This window comes from Massilia sp. UYP11, assembly GCF_050434805.1.
Classification (GTDB): Bacteria; Pseudomonadota; Gammaproteobacteria; order Burkholderiales; family Burkholderiaceae_D; genus Telluria.
Genome location: NZ_JBNDJE010000004.1, coordinates 181,178 through 196,911, shown reverse-complemented (window position 1 = coordinate 196,911; position 15,734 = coordinate 181,178). Strand labels below are relative to the sequence as shown.

Below are 15,734 nucleotides of genomic sequence, written 5' to 3'. Positions count from 1 at the left end.
GCGCGTCAGGCGCGCCGCCGCGCGGGCGCCGCGGGCAGGGCGCGCATCGGGCCGCCGCGCATCGCGCTGCCCGAGGCGCGCCGCTCGCCCACGCCCTGGAAGCCCGATTCCGGCGCGTCTTCCGCGATCGTCTCCTGTTGCGTTTCGACGCCCGCCGCGTCGGCGTCCAGGTCTGGCGCAATGCGGAAGATCGCCACCGCCTTGGCCAGGTTCACGGTCTGCTCGTGCAGGCTTTCGGCCGCCGCCGCGGCCTGTTCGACCAGGGCCGCGTTCTGCTGCGTCATGCCATCCATCTGCCCGACCGCGCGATTGACCTCGGCGATGCCGTCGGCCTGCTCGGTGCTGGCGATGCTGATGCGGCCGATGATGTCGTTCACCTGGCGCACCGAGGACACGATGTCGCCCATGCTGGCGCCGGCCTCGCTGACCGAGGCGTTGCCGCGCTCGATGATGTTCACCGAATCGGCGATCAGGCCCTTGATCTCCTTGGCCGCCGCCGCCGAGCGCTGGGCCAGGGTGCGCACCTCGGAGGCCACCACCGCGAAGCCGCGTCCCTGTTCGCCGGCGCGCGCCGCTTCCACCGCCGCGTTCAGGGCCAGGATATTGGTCTGGAACGAGATGCCGTCGATGACGCCGATGATCTCGACGATCTTGCGCGAGCTGGCCTGGATCGATTCCATCGTCGTCACCGCCTGCTGCACCGCCTGGCCACCGCGCGATGCCAGTTGCGCCGCTTCGGCCGCCAGCTCCGACGCCTGGCGCGCATTGCTGGCATTGTCCTTGACCGCCGTGGTCAGGGTTTCCATGGTGCTGGCGGTCTGCTCGAGCGAGCCGGCCTGCATCTCGGTGCGGGTCGACAGGTCGAGGTTGCCGCTGGCGATTTCCTGCGACGCCGTGTCGATCGAACGCACCGCGTTCATCACGCTGTGCAGGGCGGCGTTCAGGCGCGCGATGGTGTGGTCCAGCGCGCGCGCGGTGTCGTCGATCTCGTCGCGGCCTTTCGCGTGCAAGGGCGGCGCGTCGAGCCGGCCCTCGGCCAGTTCGCCGACCGTGCGCGCGATCGCATTGATCCCGCCCAGCATCGAGCGCCGCACCAGCATCGTCACCGCCAGCGACAGCCCGATCGACAGCAGCACCAGGCCGGCCATGCTCAAGCCCAGGCTGCGGAACTCGGCCTTGGCGGCGGCGTGGGCGGCCTCGCTCATCTTCTTCTCGAGCTGGGCCAGGCGCGTCAGTTCGGCGTCGAGGGCGACGAACTGCTGCTCGGCCTTCTGCATCGAATTGGTGGCGATCGACTGGTCGACCGACGCCATTTCGATCGTCTCGCCGACTGCCTTGCGGTAGCGCGCCAGCGCCGCCTGCGAAGCCTCGATCGGCGCGCGCTCGTGCTGTTCGGCGGCCTGCGCGAACTTGTCCAGCTGTTCGCCGATGGCGGCGTGCCTGCGCCCGATATCGGCGGACAGGGCGGCCAACCGGTTCTGGGCGAAGCTGCCATTGACCCAGGCCAGGAACTGGTAGGCGTTGGCATGCGCGAAGCGCGCCTCGCCGGCCACGTCGGCCACCGCCTGCAGGCGCGCGGCGCGCACCTGCACCATGTGTTCGAGCGACGCGTTCTGGCGCACCATGCCGTAGTAGGCGGCCGCCGAAAGCAGGGTCAGCAGGACGAGCACGAGGCCCGGGGCCAGCAACAGTTTCTGGCCGATCCGCAGTTTGTTCAGCATGGGAGTCACTCCTAGAGGCGCGCAGCGTGGACGGCGGCGCCGTCCACGCGACGCGAACCGCAATTATTTCTTATAGATGCCGGCTTCGAGCACCACGTCGTCGACCAGCAGGATATACGTGGTCTTGGGCTCGATCTTGCCGGTGCTCGGATTCTTGTACTGGTAATCGACCCAGCCCTTGCCCTTGGCGGCGGCCAGCTCGATGATCTCGCGCCGGTATTTTTTTCCGTTCGCATCCGGCACGTCGGTCAGATCCTTGCCGACGATCGACGGGTTGTACGGGTGGGCCAGCACGATGCCGGTCTTGACGTCGCGCAGGTCGACATACAGCGAGCCCTGGACGAAGCTCGGATCCTTGGCGTTGATGAGCCTCATCATCTCGGCCTTGCCCTTGGCCTTGATGACAGCGGCGCCGCGCTCGGCCATCGCGATGGCGTCCTTTTCGGTCGGTTCGTTGGCAAAGGCGGTGGGAGCGGCCAGTCCCAGGCAGAGGGCGGCGGCGGTAGCGAACATCTTCATGGGTGGCTTTCCTTTCGGGTGTGTTCAGTAGGATATTTCTCAAGTGCACGACTAATGTACCGAGCCGCGACGGCGCCGGATTGCGTTCGCACAACGACAGAGGTCGCGAGCCCATCGCGTTGTGTCCTTGCGTCACTTCGCCGGACTACATCACAGGTTTGTTTTAAAGCGAGCCGGAGAAGCGATGACGTTGATGGAAGGCAATTCCAGTTGCATACAGGCTCCCTAAGATGAGTGCTTACCGGCAACTTGCCGCCTGTCATCTCACTGGAGAATTCTCGTGACCACGACTGCATCGACGCCTTCCAAGTTCAAACCATATACTCGCCAGTCCATCGTTACAGCGCGCCAATGGGAATGGCTCACGCCCGAGCTGCAGGAAGCCGTGCAGGTGGTATCGCACGTGCTGCCGTTTCGCACCAATGCCTATGTGATGGATGAGCTGATCGACTGGAAGCGCGTGCCCGACGATCCGATCTACCGCCTGACTTTCCCGCACCGCGACATGCTGCCGGCCCACGAATACGAGCAGTTGCGCGATCTGGTGCTGTACAAGAAGGACGACGCCGCGATCGCGCGCCTGGTGCACGACATCCGCATGCGCATGAATCCGCACCCGGCCGGCCAGATGACGCACAACGTCCCGCGCGTGAACGACGCGCCGCTCAAGGGCCTGCAGCACAAGTACAAGGAAACCGTGCTGTTCTTCCCCAGCGCCGGCCAGACCTGCCACGCCTACTGCACCTTCTGCTTCCGCTGGCCGCAGTTCGTCGGCATGGACGAGATGAAGTTCGACGCGCGCGAGTGCGGCGAGCTGGTGAGCTACCTCAAGATGCATCCGGACGTGACCGACGTCCTGATCACCGGCGGCGACCCGATGATCATGAATACGCGCTCGCTCGGCGAGTTCCTCGAACCCCTGCTGGCCCCCGAGCTGGCCCACATCCAGAACATCCGCATCGGCACCAAGTCGGTCGCCTATTGGCCGCAGCGCTTCGTGTCGGACAAGGACAGCGACGACCTGATGCGCCTGTTCGAGAAGGTGGTGGCGAGCGGGAAGAACCTGGCCATCATGGGCCACTACAACCATGCGGTCGAGCTGCGCGCGCCGATCGCCCAGCAGGCGGTCAAGCGCATCGTCGGCACCGGCGCCACCCTGCGCATGCAGGGCCCGCTGATCCGCCACATCAACGAAGACCCGAAGAGCTGGGCCGAACTGTGGACCACCGGGGTGCGCCTGGGCGCCATCCCCTATTACATGTTCGTCGAGCGCGACACCGGCCCGCGCGACTACTTCTCGCTGCCGCTGGCGCGCGCCCACGAGATCTTCCAGGAGGCCTATTCGATGGTCTCGGGCCTGTCGCGCACCGTGCGCGGGCCGTCGATGAGCGCCTTCCCCGGCAAGGTCGTGATCGACGGCGTGGTGACCATCAACGGCGAAAAGCTGTTCGCGCTGCAGTTCCTGCAGGCGCGCAATCCCGAGTGGGTGCGCCGCCCGTTCTTCGCCAGGTTCGACCCCGACGCCACCTGGCTCGATCATTTGAAACCCGCGTTCGGGCGCGACCGCTTCTTCTTCGAAATGGAAAGCGGCGGTCCGCTGCGCGGACCCGGCGGCCGCGTGATCCCGCTGGTGCCAATGGGCCAGCGCGGCGAAGCCCAGCCCGACGCGGCCTGATGCCAGGCGCGGGGCCGATGATGCAGCCGGGCGCCGTGGCTTGCGCGGCGCCCCTGCGCCTGTCCGGCGTGGGGGTGTTCGTCTACGTGTTCCTGCCGTTCGCGCTGGGGCACTTCCTGTCTTCGCTGCTGCGCAACGTGAACGCGGTGCTGGCCTCGCACCTGGTGGGGGCGCTGGCGCTCACGCCGGGCCAGCTCGGGCTGCTCACCAGCGCCTTCTTCTTCGCCTTCGCCCTGGTCCAGCTGCCGGTGGGGATGGCGCTGGACCGCTACGGGCCGCGCCGGGTGCAGGTGGTGCTGCTGCTGCTGGCCTCGTGCGGCGCGCTCCTGTTCGCGAATTGCGACGGCTTTTATGGCCTGCTGGCGGCGCGCGCCATCATGGGCTGCGGCCTGGGCGGCTGCTTCATGGCGGCGGTCAAGGCGATTTCCACCTGGATCGCGCCGAACCGGCTGCCGTCGGTGCACGGCTACCTGATCGCGGTCGGCGGCATGGGCGCCGCCAGCGCCACCATGCCGGTGCGCGCCGTGCTGGAATACACCGACTGGCGCGGCCTGTTCTGCCTGCTGGCGGCGCTGGTGGCCTGCACTGGCCTACTGATCGCGCTGCTGTATCCAAAGGCCACCGGCGCGGTCGCGCAGCGCGGCCCGCTGTTGCCGGCCCTGCGCGAAGTCTGGCGCGCGCCGAGCTTTCGCGCGGTCGCCTCGCTGGTGCTGATCCCGCATGCGGTGTTCTTCGGCGTGCAGGGCCTGTGGATCGGGCGCTGGCTGCTCGACGTCGGCCGCTATTCCGAGCCCGCGGTCGCCTATCTGCTCTACCTGGGGATGGCGGCGGTGGTGTTCGGCGCGATCGCGGTCGGCATGGTCACCGAATGGGCCGGGCGGCGCGGCATGCCGCCGCTCGACGTGGCGGCCGCCGGCATCACCTTCTTCGTGCTGGTGCAGGCCGCCATGGTCATCGGTTACCGGCCCAGCTTCGCGATGCTGTCGGTGATGTTCACGCTGGTGGGCACGATCACCGGCATCGAGTACGCCATCGTGGCGCAATCGATGCCGCGCGAACTGACGGGACGCGCCGCGACTTTCCTGAACCTCTTGATCTTCATCGGCGCCTTCCTGGTGCAGGCCGGCTTCGGGCTGGTGATCGGCCTGTGGGAGCCCGACCTGCTCGGCCGCGCGCCGCCCGAAGCCTACCGCGCCGCTTTTGCCCTGCTGGTGGCGATCCAGCTGCCCGGCCTGTGGCGTTTCGCGCGCCGGCGCACGGCCCTTGGGACTTCTCAGCCGTGACATACACGGTCGCGTTGTCATATACACTTCCCCCATTCTATTTTTGGGGGAAGTCATGCATCAACCACTGCCGTTCATGGTCGCCGGCGCCGCCGTGCTCCTGCTGGCCGCCTGCGGCGACAAGTCGACCTTGCCGGCCGGCGCCGACATGGGGTCGCAGCCGACCCTGACGGAGCCGAACAAGACGCTGGTTCCGACCGTCCACATCGCCCCGGCCAGGAGCTGGCCGGCGAACACGGCGCCGGTCGCGGCGCCGGGCCTGGCGGTCAACGCCTTCGCCACGGCGCTCGACCATCCGCGCTGGGTGTATGTGCTGCCCAATGGCGACGTGCTGGTGGCCGAGACCAACGCGCCGGAGCGTCCCGCCAAGAGCGGCATCGGCAACTGGGTGACGAGCAAGGTGATGGCGCGCGCCGGCGCCGGCGTGCCGAGCGCGAACCGCATCAGCCTGCTGCGCGACGCCGACGGCGACGGCGTGGCCGAGCTGAAACGCGTGTTCCTGAAAGACCTGAATTCGCCGTTCGGCATGGCGCTGGTGGGCGACACGCTGTACGTGGCCAATACCGACGCGGTGGTGCGCTTTCCGTACCAGGAGGGCGCGACCGAGATCCTGGATAAACCGCAGCAGGTGGCGCCGCTGCCGGGCGGTCCGCTGAACCACCACTGGACCAAGAACATCATCGCCAGCAAGGACGGCAGCAAGCTGTACGCGACCACGGGCTCGAACAGCAACGTCGCCGAGAATGGCATGGACGAGGAAAAGGACCGGGCCGCGATCCTGGAGATCGACGTCGCCAGCGGCCAGACGCGGGTGTTCGCGTCGGGCCTGCGTAATCCCAACGGCATGGCCTGGAATCCCGAGACCGGCGCCTTGTGGACCGTGGTGAACGAGCGCGACCTGATCGGCAGCGACCTGGTGCCGGACTACCTGACCTCGGTGAAGGATGGCGGCTTCTATGGCTGGCCGTACAGCTACTTCGGCAAGAACGTCGACACGCGCGTCAAGCCGCCGCGTCCCGACCTGGTGGAAAAGGCGATCGTGCCGGATTATGCGCTGGGCGCCCACGTGGCGGCGCTGGGCCTGGCCTTCTACGAAGGCTCGCTGCTGCCGGCGCAGTACAGGAACGGCGCCATCATCGGCAACCACGGCTCCTGGAACCGCAAGCCGCGTTCGGGCTACAACGTGGTGTTCGTGCCGTTCAAGGATGGACGGCCGGCGGGCAAGCCGGTGGAAATGCTGACCGGTTTCGTCAATCAGGATGGCGAGGCCCATGGCCGGCCGGTGGGCGTTGCGGTCGACCGCAAGGGCGCGGTGCTGGTGGCCGACGACGTCGGCAACGTGATCTGGCGCCTGGTGCCGGAGCCGGGTTAATTCGTAGGGTTGGCGGCTTTGCCGCCGACGCGGTGATAGCTGGCGTCAAGATCACCCGGCGCGAAACCGGGATCGTGATCGATCACCGCGTCGGCGGCGTAGCCGCCAACCCTACGCACAACCCGCCACTAACAGGACTGGAATCCCGGTCCACGCGATTGCCACGAACGCCAGCACGGAGCTGGCCGCGGCCACGTAATCCACGAATTCGGTCGACCCCTGCCGCAGTCGCTTGCCGCCGGCGGCGCCGCTCCATGCGCAGGCGGCCAGCGCCAGCAGCGTGGCGCCGCCCAGCAGCCAGGGATTCGGCCCTTCGGGCCGCCAGGCGCCCGGCGTGCACTGGGCCGCGGCCACGATATAGCTGAAGCCGAAGTGCGCGGCCCAGATCAGGAGGGGAAGCGAGGCGCGCGTGGCGCGCTGGAAGAAGCGGTCGTCCATATTCAATCCATCACCAGCAGCAGGCCGCGGATCACCACCATGGCGGTGATGCCCTGCAGGGTCACGTAATGCCAGATCAGCGCGATGTTGTCGCGCGTGGCGCGGTTTTCCGGCTTGACCAGGCCGCGCCAGGCGCGCACGCACAGGTAGGGCGCCGCGAGCAGCAGCACGAACACCATCACGCCCTGGAAGCCGAGCATGATCGAGATCGAGGCGCTCCACGCGTCGCGGGTAGAGTCCAGGTGCACCAGGCGCCAGCTGTGCACGTCGAGCAGGAAGGCGGCCGTGGTGCAGGCCAGCGCCGCAAGCGTGGTCCAGGCCATGCCGTGGCCCTTCAGGCGGCCGCTGAACCAGACCAGGACGGACCCCGCCAGCAGCAGGGCGGCGGCGCCGATGGTGTACATCCCATCGGGCAACGACGCGCCCGGCGGCGGGCAGATCTCGAGCCGCATCGACGTATGGATATAGGTGTAGGCGAACGACCAGAAGATCGCGTAGAGCACGATCAGCATGATGAAGGTGCCCCACCACGAATGCGAGGCAGTGCCGACCGCGCCGATCGGCAGCTTGATGCCGCCGCCGATCGACGCATGCGTCATGTTGACGCTGCGGTCCGATTCCCACAGCCAGCTGATGATGCAGACGATCGCGATGAAGCCGCAGATGAAGGCCGGCACCACCGCCTTCACGGTCAGCAGCAGGAAGAAGCCGGCCGTGCCGGCGGCGCCGATCACGGTCAGCCAGCTGTCGCCGGGCAGGATCATCAGGTAGTTGGGCTTCGCGGCGACCGGGCTGGTGGAGATCGTCTCGCGGCGGCCGGTGACGGTATTGGGCAGGTAATGGCGGCCTTCCGCCACTTCCTTCGACAGGGTCGGCTGGTCCCACAACGGGTCGTCGGACGTGACGATCGGGATGCTGCGGTTGCCGTAGTCCTCGGACGGCAGCCATTCGAGCGTGGCCGCGTTCCATGGATTGCCCACTTCTTTGGCCGGGCGGCGCAGGGTGCGGGTGGCGTCGACGATCATGGCCACGATGCCGAGGGCGAACATGAAGGCGCCGACGGTCGAGAGCATATTGAGCCAGTCCCAGCCCATCTCGTGCGAGTAGGTATAGACGCGCCGCGGCATGCCGTACAGGCCGGTGATGTGCATCGGGAAGAACGTGAGGTTGAAGCCGCCGAACAGCAGCCAGAAGATCCACTTGGCCCAGCGCTCCGACATCTGGTTGCCGTTGACGAGCGGCAGCCAGTAATAGATGGCGGCGAATACCGGGAACACCATGCCGCCGATCAGCACGTAATGCAGGTGGGCGACGATGAAATAGGTGTCGTGCACCTGCCAGTCGAACGGGACCACGGCCACCATCACGCCGGTCAGCCCGCCCAGCACGAAGATGAACATGAAGCCGAGCATGAACAGAGTCGGCGCATTCATCCTGATGCGCCCGCTCCATAATGTGGCGATCCAGCCGAACACCTGGATGCCGGTGGGGATCGCGACCGCCATGCTGGCCGCCGAGATCAGGCTCATCTCGAGCACGCCCAGGCCGGCGGTGAACATGTGGTGGGCCCACAGGCCGAAGCTGAAGATGCCGACGCCGACCAGCGCCACCACGATCACGCGCCGTCCCACCAGGCGGTTCTGGGCGATGGTCGGGATCATGGTCGAGATCATGCCGGCCGCCGGCAGGAAGATGATGTAGACCTCGGGGTGGCCGAAGAACCAGAACAGGTGCTGCCAGATCAGCGGGTCGCCGCCGCGCTCCGGATCGAAGAACGGCATGTCGAATGCGCGCTCGAGTTCGAGCAGCGTGGTGCCGGCGATCACGGCCGGGAAGGCGATGATGATCATCACGCCCACCACCAGCATCGCCCAGGCGTAGACGGGCATGCGGCGCAGGGTCATGCCCGGCGCGCGGGTGAACAGGATGCCGACGATCAGCTCGATGGCGCCGGCGATCGCCGAGATCTCGATGAAGCCGATCCCCAGCAGCCAGAAGTCGGCGTTCAGGCCGGGCGAATACTTTATGCTGGTCAGCGGCGGATACATGAACCAGCCGCCGTCCGGCGCCAGGCCCCAGAACAGGGTGCAGAAGAAGGCCAGGCCGCCGAAGGCATAGGCCCAGAAGGCGTAGGCCGACAATCGGGGGAAAGGCAGATCGCGCGCCCCCAGCATGTTCGGCAACAGGTAGACCGCGATCGCCTCGACGATCGGGATCGCGAACAGGAACATCATCACGGTGCCGTGCATCGTGAAGATCTGGTTGTAGGTATTGGCGGCCACCAGGTCGTTGTCCGGCACCGCCAGCTGCACCCGCATGATCAGGGCCAGGATGCCGGCCAGGATGAAGAACAGGATCGCCGTGCCGATGTACAGCAGGCCGATATTGGTGTTGTTGACCGACTTGAAGAAGCGCCAGCCGCTGGGGGTCTCCCAGATCTTTTCGAGGCGGGCCAGCTCCAGCGGTGGGCGCGGCAGCGGGTTGGGCAGTGTGTCGTCGTTCAGGGTAGCGTCGCGCGTCGTCATTTCAGGTGCTCGAGGTAAGTGGCCAGTGCGCGCAGGGTTTCGCCGTCCAGGTCTTGGGAAGGCGGCATGAACACGCCCGGCTTGATGGCTTGCGGGTCGGCGATCCAGCCGGCCAGCGTGCCGCGGTGGTTGCGCAAGGTGCCGGCCGCGATCTCGCGGCGGCTGCCGACGTGGGTCAGGTCGGGCCCGAGGCGCGAGGTGTCGGCGATCCTGGCCTGTTCCGAGAACGGCGGCACGTCGGTGACGCCGCGGATCGTGTGGCAGGCCTGGCATTGCTGCGCCAGGAAGGCGTCGCGGCCGCGTTGCAGCACCGTGGTGTCGGCCGGCAGGCTTGGCGCCGCCTGGCGCGCCAGCCAGGCGTCGAATTCGGGGCGCGGCAGGGCGATCACGTGGAAGGCCATGCGCGCGTGCTGCTCGCCGCAGTATTCGGCGCACTGGCCGCGGTACACGCCCGGCTTGTCGGCGCGCAGGGTCAGGCCGGTGACGCGGCCCGGGATCATGTCGCGCTTGCCGGCCAGCGCCGGCACCCACAGGCTGTGGATCACGTCGGACGCGCTCAAGCCAAGGTAGACCGACTCGCCGACCGGGATATGGATTTCGTTGGCGCTGATGATCTCGCGGTTGGTCGCCGGGTCGCGGTAGCGCACTTCCCACCACCACATCTTGCCGGTGACCGAGATCGTCATCGCACCGTGCGAGGTCTGCGGCGCCAGCTGCGCGCTGCGCCAGGTGCTCCAGGCGAGAAGGGCGGTGAGCACCACGACCGGGAAGGCGATCCCGGCGCCGAAGATCCAGACGGCGGGCCGGATCGGGCGCGCCTGGCGCCGCATGGCCAGCGTCAGCAAGGCCATCACGACGAGGAAGATCAGCGTGCCGCCGACGAACAGCACCCAGGTGAACTGGTGGATGATGGCGGCGTCGGCGCCTGCCGGGTGGAGGACGGATTGCAGATCGTTCATTTCAGCCGCTTCATCGCAACGTGTACATGAAGGCGGCCATGTGGCGCGCCTCTTCTTCGGAAATGCCAAGCGCCGGCATCAGGGTGCCGGGCTTGACCGCGGGCGGGTTGCGCAGGAAGCGAACCATGTTCTCGGGCTGGTTCGGGATGCTGCCCGCGATATAGCTCAGGCGGCCCATGGTTTGCAGCGACGGGCCGGCGTCGCCGTTCGTGCCCTGCACTTCCGGAATGAAATGGCAGGCTGCGCACTGGTATTGCTGGGTCAGCAGGCGGCCACGCTCCGGATCGCCGCCTTCGACGCGGCCGGGCTGGTCCTGGCTGCCACAGGCGCTCGCCAGCGCGGCGCACAGCAGCATGGCGCCGGCGCGCAACAGGTGGGGGAGGCCGTCTTGACAGGTATTCTTGCGCACGGTTGATTTTTCGTAAAAAGGCTGTGGCTTTTATAATACAAGAAATCAGATGTCATTTTTTTAACTGAACGCCCTAGGTTATGCTATCCAATCGCACACGACTTATCGTCAAGACCATGGTGCTGACCCTTGCGGGGGCAGGGCTGATCGGCGCCGTCATCGGTGCGATCGTCCTGCGCGGCGGGTTCTACAACATCGCCGCCACCCAGCAGCACTACCCGTTGATCTATACCGTGTTCGAGGAAGGCTTGCAGTACTCGGTGCAGAACCATGCGCGCGACATCCAGGTGCCGGAGGGGCTGGGCGCGCCCGAGCAGGTGCTGCGCGGCGCCGCCGTCTACCAGGCCAACTGCATCCAGTGCCATGGCGGGCCGGGCGTGGCGCCGCTCAGGCAGGGCATGAGCATGCAGCCGGTGCCGGGGCCCCTGGTCGACGCCGACGTCAACTGGGAGACGCGCGAGCTGTACTGGATCACCCGCAACGGCATCAAGATGAGCGGCATGCCGGCCTGGGAATACCACCTGAGCGACGGCGACATCTGGGACGTGGTGGCGTTCGTGTCGGCCCTGCCGACCATGACGTCGCAAGATTTTCGGCGCATGACCGCCCGCGAGGACGGCGCGCGCTCCGCAACACGAGAGGAGGCGCCATGAGCACGGCACGCATCACCGCATTGACGGCGCTGGCCATGCTGCTGGCGGCCTGCGGTCCGACACGGCCGGCGCCCGGCATCCAGGGCGATCCCGAGCGCGGCAAGATCGCGCTGACCCAGTACGCCTGCCATTCCTGCCATGCGGTGCCGAGCATCGCCGGCTCGCAGGTCTTCGTCGGCCGTCCGCTCGCCGACATGGCGGAGCGCCGCTACATCGCCGGCAAGGTGCCCAACACCCAGGCCAACCTGGTGCGCTGGATCATGGACCCGCAGGCGATCGACCCGGGCAACGCGATGCCGGCCATGGGCGTGAGCGAGCGCGATGCGATCGACATCAGCGCCTATCTTCTGAGCCGCTAGCCGATCCTTGGTATCATCGCCGGTTTGATGCGGGCCGCCAGCGGCCCCACGTTCACGACGAGGAAGACCACAATGAGATTGGTGCGCTATGGCCGCCCGGGCAAAGAGAAGCCGGGCCTGTTCGACGAAGAAGGCCGCCTGCGCGACCTGTCCGGCATCATCGACGACATCGACGCGTCGCAGCTGTCGGACAAGGCGCTGCGCAAGCTGGCGAAGATCGACCACAAGACCCTGCCGCTGGTGCGCGGCAATCCGCGCCTGGGCGTGCCGGTCAAGGGCGTCGGCAAATTCATCGGCATCGGCATGAACTACGCCGACCACGTCGCCGAAACCAAATCCGCGATGCCGACCGAGCCGGTGTTCTTCACCAAGGCGATCAGCTCCCTGAACGGCCCGGACGATGCGATCCTGCTGCCGAAAGGCGCGAAGAAGACCGACTGGGAAGTCGAGCTGGGCGTGATCATCGGCGCGCGCGCACAGTACGTGAGCGAAGAAGAAGCGCTGAAATACGTGGCCGGTTACTGCGTGGTCAACGACGTCTCCGAGCGCGCCTTCCAGTTCGAGATGGGCTCGCAGTGGGACAAGGGCAAGGGCTGCGACACCTTCGGCCCGGTCGGCCCGTTCCTGGTCACGCGCGACGACATCCATGACGTGCAGGACCTCGACCTCTACCTGGAGCTGAATGGCAAGCGCATGCAGACCGGGAACACGGGCAGCATGATCTTCAGCGTGGCGCAGATCGTCAGCTACGTGTCGCGCTTCATGACCCTGGAGCCGGGTGACATCATCACCACCGGCACCCCGCCGGGCGTGGGCATGGGCCGCTCGCCGCAGCGCTTCCTGAAAAAGGGCGACAAGCTGCGCCTGGGGATCGCGGGGCTGGGTGAGCAGCAGGCCGAGGTGGTCGCGTTTCCCAAGTAAGCCAATAGCACGTCGCTCCCGCGAAGGCGGGAGCCCAAGTTCGGGCCTCAATCCGGCATGCGCCAGTCGCCCTCTGCGGGCACGCTGGTGCGCGCCGTGTTCATCACCATCGCCAGCAGCGTGTAGTAGCCGTTGATCCCGATGAGGTCGACCACGCCGTGCGCGCCGAACAGCGCGAGCGCGTCGGCGTACACCTGGTCCGACACCGCCTTGCGCTGGTGCAGCTCGACGCAGAAGTCGTGCACCACCGCCTCGTCCACCAGCATGTCGCCAGGCCGTTCGCGCGCCGCGATGGCCGCGATGACCGACGACGGAATGCCCACCTGGGCCGCGATCGGCGCATGGATCGCCCACTCCACCTGCTGGTCCCACTGGCGCGCCGTGACCAGGATCGCCAGCTCCGACAGCCGTGCCCCGATCGCGCTGCGGTAGCGCAGGTACTCGCCCATGCGCTGCGCATGACGCATCAGCTCGGGGCTGCGCAGCAGCGGCACGAAGGGGCCGTAGACGGCGCCGCGCGGGCCGGCGATGATCTCCTGCGCGGCGGCGCGCTGGGCGTCGCTCAGTTCATGATCGGGGATGGGGCCAAGGCGCTCGCTTATTTGCTCAGTCATGTGCGCACTCATCTGTTGCTCCAATAGTGATCCCAAGAAAATATTCGCACGGCCCGCGCTAAAAATCAAAGAAAGCCGACGCATGCGCGCTTATCGTCAAGTGTCGTCCCTATCGGAGATCGGAGAAGCGTCCATGAGCCACATCATCCATCGCAGCCTGCGCCAGGTGCCGCCTCTCGCGGCCGGCGGCGAGGGCATCCTGCTGCGCGACAGCAACGGCAAGACCTACATCGACGCCAGCAGCGGCGCCGCCGTCTCTTCGCTCGGCCACGGCCACCCGGACGTGATCGCCGCCATGCACCGCCAGATCGACCGCTGCGCCTACGCCCACACGGCGTTCTTCACCACCGACGTGGCCGAGCAGCTGGCCAATCGCCTGGTCGAGGGCGCGCCGGAGGGCATGGGGGGCGTGTATTTCGTCTCCGGCGGCTCCGAGGCGATGGAGACCGCGCTCAAGCTGGCGCGCCAGTACTGGGTCGAGATGGGCGAGCCGCAGCGCACCTGCTTCCTGGCGCGGCGCCAGAGCTACCACGGCAACACGCTGGGCGCGCTGGGCGTGGGCGGCAACGAATGGAGAAGGCGCGCCTTCGCGCCGCTATTGAAGGATGCGCTGCGGGTGTCGGCCTGCTACGAGTACCGCGGCCGCGCCCAAGGCGTCAGCGTCGACGACTACACCGCCGCGCTGCTGGACGAACTGGAGACGACCATCCTGCGCGCCGGGCCCGAGAACATCATCGCGTTCGTGGCCGAGCCGGTGGTGGGGGCGACCGGCGGCGCGATCCCGCCCACGCCGGGCTACTTCCAGGGCGTGCGCGAGATCTGCGACCGGCACCGCATCCTGTTCATCGCCGACGAGGTCATGTGCGGCATGGGCCGCACCGGCACCATGTACGCGATCGAGCAGGACGGCGTGGCGCCCGACATCGTGGCCGTGGCCAAGGGCCTGGGCGCCGGCTACCAGCCGATCGGCGCGGTGCTGGCGCACGAGGCGATCGTCGAATGCCTGCGCAGCCGCAGCGGCATGTTCCAGCACGGGCACACCTATATCGGCCATCCGGTGGCGGCCAGCGCCGCGCTGGCGGTGCAGCAGGTGATCGAGCGCGACGACCTGCTGGCGCGGGTGCGCAGCCGCGGCGCGACGCTGCGCCGCATGCTGGGCGACGTGTTCGGGGTGCACGAGCACGTGGGCGACATCCGCGGACGCGGGCTGCTGCTGGCGCTGGAATTCGTGCGCGACCGCGAGACCCGGGAGCCGTTCGTGCCGGAGCGCAAGCTGCATGCGGCGATCAAGGCCGAGGCGATGGCGCGCGGGCTGCTGGTCTATCCGATGGGGGGCACGATCGATGGGCAGCGCGGCGACCATGTGCTGCTGGCGCCGCCGTTCATCGCGACGCCGGCGGATCTGTCCGAGATCGTGTCGCGCCTGAGCGATGCGGTGGAGGCGGCGCTTGCGAATTGAGGCGATCGTGGTGGGTTGAAAAGCTTAGGTTCCCGCCTTCGCGGGAACGACGTGCTAATGCTGCCGGCTACTGGAGCTTTCTACTGCCACCGCCATCGATCCGTCGTTCCCGCGAAGGCGGGAACCCAAGTCAGCCAGCAAATCAGTACCGCAAAATTACGCGACGACCTTGCGAATCCACTTGGCGATGTCCTGCACCTCTTCCAGGCACAGCGTGTGCTGCATCTGGTAGGCATGCCACTCGACCTGGTAGCCGAGCGACTCGAGCACCTTGCGCGAATCCTCGGCGCGCGCGAACGGCACCACCGGATCCTGCACGCCATGCGCCATGAAGATCGGCGTGGCCAGGCTGGCTTCATGGCGCTCGGCGCCGGCCACGCCCGCCAGCGGCAGGTAGCCCGACAGGCACATCATGCCGGCCAGCGGTTCCGGGTGGCGCAGGCCCGTCTGCAGGGTCATCGCGCAGCCCTGCGAGAAGCCGGCCAGGATGATGCGCGAAGCCGGGATGCCGCGCGCCTTTTCGCGCGCGATCAGCGCCTCCACCTGCAGCTGCGAGGCGCGCAGGCCGGCTTCGTCCTCGCGCCGCACCAGGTCGGTGGCGACGATGTCGTACCAGGAGCGCATCACGTAGCCGCCGTTGATCGTCACCGGCATCGTGTTCGCATGCGGGAACACGAAGCGGATGCCCGGCAGGCCGGCCAGGTCCAGTTCGCGCACGATCGGCACGAAGTCGTTGCCGTCGGCGCCCAGGCCGTGCAGCCAGATGATGGCGATCTCCGGGTTCGGTGCGGTGTCGATTTCGATGTTCTCAAGCAGCTGGCTCATGG

Annotated in this window: 15 protein-coding genes; 7 read left to right on the top strand and 8 right to left on the bottom strand. The window is 67.4% G+C overall.

What is annotated here, in order from left to right; genetic code table 11:
• Window positions 1-5: 5 nt before the first annotated feature.
• Window positions 6-1,721 (bottom strand): methyl-accepting chemotaxis protein, encoded by a 1,716-nt coding sequence (locus tag ABIB38_RS09730; protein WP_429203558.1) that lies wholly within the window; start codon window positions 1,719-1,721, stop codon window positions 6-8.
• A gap of 63 nt (window positions 1,722-1,784) precedes the next feature.
• A complete protein-coding gene (locus ABIB38_RS09725; protein WP_429203557.1) occupies window positions 1,785-2,240 on the bottom strand; it encodes a cache domain-containing protein in 456 nt (151 codons plus the stop codon).
• A 280-nt stretch (window positions 2,241-2,520) separates the two neighbouring features.
• Between ABIB38_RS09725 and ABIB38_RS09720 the strand changes: the two genes are divergently transcribed.
• Genes ABIB38_RS09720 through ABIB38_RS09710 form a run of 3 tightly spaced genes read left to right on the top strand, consistent with a single transcriptional unit; the run spans window position 2,521 to window position 6,570 of the window.
• Window positions 2,521-3,915, top strand: coding sequence for a KamA family radical SAM protein (locus ABIB38_RS09720; protein WP_429203556.1), 1,395 nt, complete (start codon window positions 2,521-2,523; stop codon window positions 3,913-3,915).
• A complete protein-coding gene (locus ABIB38_RS09715) occupies window positions 3,915-5,198 on the top strand; it encodes an MFS transporter (protein ID WP_429203555.1) in 1,284 nt (427 codons plus the stop codon). Before ABIB38_RS09720 ends, ABIB38_RS09715 begins: the two co-directional genes overlap by 1 nt.
• Window positions 5,199-5,253: 55 nt before the next feature.
• A complete protein-coding gene (locus ABIB38_RS09710) occupies window positions 5,254-6,570 on the top strand; it encodes a PQQ-dependent sugar dehydrogenase (RefSeq protein ID WP_429203554.1) in 1,317 nt (438 codons plus the stop codon).
• Window positions 6,571-6,681: 111 nt separating this feature from the next.
• Here the strand turns inward: ABIB38_RS09710 and ABIB38_RS09705 are convergent, their stop codons facing one another.
• From ABIB38_RS09705 to ABIB38_RS09690, 4 genes are read right to left on the bottom strand one after another with little or no spacing between them, the layout of a single operon-like run.
• A complete protein-coding gene (locus ABIB38_RS09705; protein ID WP_429203553.1) occupies window positions 6,682-7,008 on the bottom strand; it encodes a hypothetical protein in 327 nt (108 codons plus the stop codon).
• A gap of 2 nt (window positions 7,009-7,010) precedes the next feature.
• Window positions 7,011-9,533 (bottom strand): cytochrome c oxidase subunit I, encoded by a 2,523-nt coding sequence (gene ctaD, locus ABIB38_RS09700; RefSeq protein WP_429203552.1) that lies wholly within the window; start codon window positions 9,531-9,533, stop codon window positions 7,011-7,013.
• A complete protein-coding gene (gene coxB / locus ABIB38_RS09695) occupies window positions 9,530-10,492 on the bottom strand; it encodes a cytochrome c oxidase subunit II (RefSeq protein ID WP_429203551.1) in 963 nt (320 codons plus the stop codon). The genes ctaD and coxB overlap by 4 nt, the downstream gene beginning before the upstream one ends.
• A gap of 10 nt (window positions 10,493-10,502) precedes the next feature.
• A complete protein-coding gene (locus ABIB38_RS09690; RefSeq protein ID WP_429203550.1) occupies window positions 10,503-10,901 on the bottom strand; it encodes a c-type cytochrome in 399 nt (132 codons plus the stop codon).
• Window positions 10,902-10,981: 80 nt separating this feature from the next.
• On the opposite strand from ABIB38_RS09690, the gene ABIB38_RS09685 reads away from it, so the two are divergent.
• The 3 genes from ABIB38_RS09685 to ABIB38_RS09675 all read left to right on the top strand — a co-directional run bounded on the left by ABIB38_RS09685 (window position 10,982) and on the right by ABIB38_RS09675 (window position 12,834).
• Complete coding sequence (locus ABIB38_RS09685; protein ID WP_429203549.1) at window positions 10,982-11,554, top strand: c-type cytochrome; 573 nt, start codon at window positions 10,982-10,984, stop codon at window positions 11,552-11,554.
• Window positions 11,551-11,913, top strand: a complete 363-nt coding sequence (locus ABIB38_RS09680; protein WP_429203548.1) for a c-type cytochrome — start codon at window positions 11,551-11,553, stop codon at window positions 11,911-11,913. Before ABIB38_RS09685 ends, ABIB38_RS09680 begins: the two co-directional genes overlap by 4 nt.
• A gap of 72 nt (window positions 11,914-11,985) precedes the next feature.
• Entirely contained in the window at window positions 11,986-12,834 is an 849-nt protein-coding gene (locus ABIB38_RS09675; RefSeq protein WP_429203547.1) for a fumarylacetoacetate hydrolase family protein, read from the top strand.
• A gap of 47 nt (window positions 12,835-12,881) precedes the next feature.
• Here ABIB38_RS09675 and ABIB38_RS09670 read toward each other — a convergent pair whose 3' ends face one another.
• Window positions 12,882-13,436, bottom strand: a complete 555-nt coding sequence (locus ABIB38_RS09670; protein ID WP_429203704.1) for a carboxymuconolactone decarboxylase family protein — start codon at window positions 13,434-13,436, stop codon at window positions 12,882-12,884.
• A gap of 145 nt (window positions 13,437-13,581) precedes the next feature.
• Here ABIB38_RS09670 and ABIB38_RS09665 point away from each other — a divergent pair, with 145 nt between their 5' ends.
• Window positions 13,582-14,907 carry an aspartate aminotransferase family protein gene (locus ABIB38_RS09665; protein ID WP_429203546.1) on the top strand — a complete coding sequence of 442 codons (1,326 nt, stop codon included), beginning with the start codon at window positions 13,582-13,584 and terminating at the stop codon, window positions 14,905-14,907.
• Window positions 14,908-15,063: 156 nt separating this feature from the next.
• Here the strand turns inward: ABIB38_RS09665 and ABIB38_RS09660 are convergent, their stop codons facing one another.
• Window positions 15,064-15,732, bottom strand: coding sequence for an alpha/beta hydrolase (locus ABIB38_RS09660; RefSeq protein WP_429203545.1), 669 nt, complete (start codon window positions 15,730-15,732; stop codon window positions 15,064-15,066).
• Between the last annotated feature and the right edge of the window lie 2 nt (window positions 15,733-15,734).

Excerpts from the sequence above, each read along its gene's own strand:
- ABIB38_RS09730 (WP_429203558.1), bottom strand. The coding sequence starts at position 1,721 with ATGCTGAACAAACTGCGGATCGGCCAGAAACTGTTGCTGGCCCCGGGC.
- ABIB38_RS09725 (WP_429203557.1), bottom strand. The coding sequence starts at position 2,240 with ATGAAGATGTTCGCTACCGCCGCCGCCCTCTGCCTGGGACTGGCCGCT.
- ABIB38_RS09715 (WP_429203555.1), top strand. The coding sequence starts at position 3,915 with ATGCCAGGCGCGGGGCCGATGATGCAGCCGGGCGCCGTGGCTTGCGCG.
- ABIB38_RS09710 (WP_429203554.1), top strand. The coding sequence starts at position 5,254 with ATGCATCAACCACTGCCGTTCATGGTCGCCGGCGCCGCCGTGCTCCTG.
- ABIB38_RS09705 (WP_429203553.1), bottom strand. The coding sequence starts at position 7,008 with ATGGACGACCGCTTCTTCCAGCGCGCCACGCGCGCCTCGCTTCCCCTC.
- ctaD (WP_429203552.1), bottom strand. The coding sequence starts at position 9,533 with ATGACGACGCGCGACGCTACCCTGAACGACGACACACTGCCCAACCCG.
- coxB (WP_429203551.1), bottom strand. The coding sequence starts at position 10,492 with ATGAACGATCTGCAATCCGTCCTCCACCCGGCAGGCGCCGACGCCGCC.
- ABIB38_RS09685 (WP_429203549.1), top strand. The coding sequence starts at position 10,982 with ATGCTATCCAATCGCACACGACTTATCGTCAAGACCATGGTGCTGACC.
- ABIB38_RS09680 (WP_429203548.1), top strand. The coding sequence starts at position 11,551 with ATGAGCACGGCACGCATCACCGCATTGACGGCGCTGGCCATGCTGCTG.
- ABIB38_RS09675 (WP_429203547.1), top strand. The coding sequence starts at position 11,986 with ATGAGATTGGTGCGCTATGGCCGCCCGGGCAAAGAGAAGCCGGGCCTG.
- ABIB38_RS09665 (WP_429203546.1), top strand. The coding sequence starts at position 13,582 with ATGAGCCACATCATCCATCGCAGCCTGCGCCAGGTGCCGCCTCTCGCG.
- ABIB38_RS09660 (WP_429203545.1), bottom strand. The coding sequence starts at position 15,732 with ATGAGCCAGCTGCTTGAGAACATCGAAATCGACACCGCACCGAACCCG.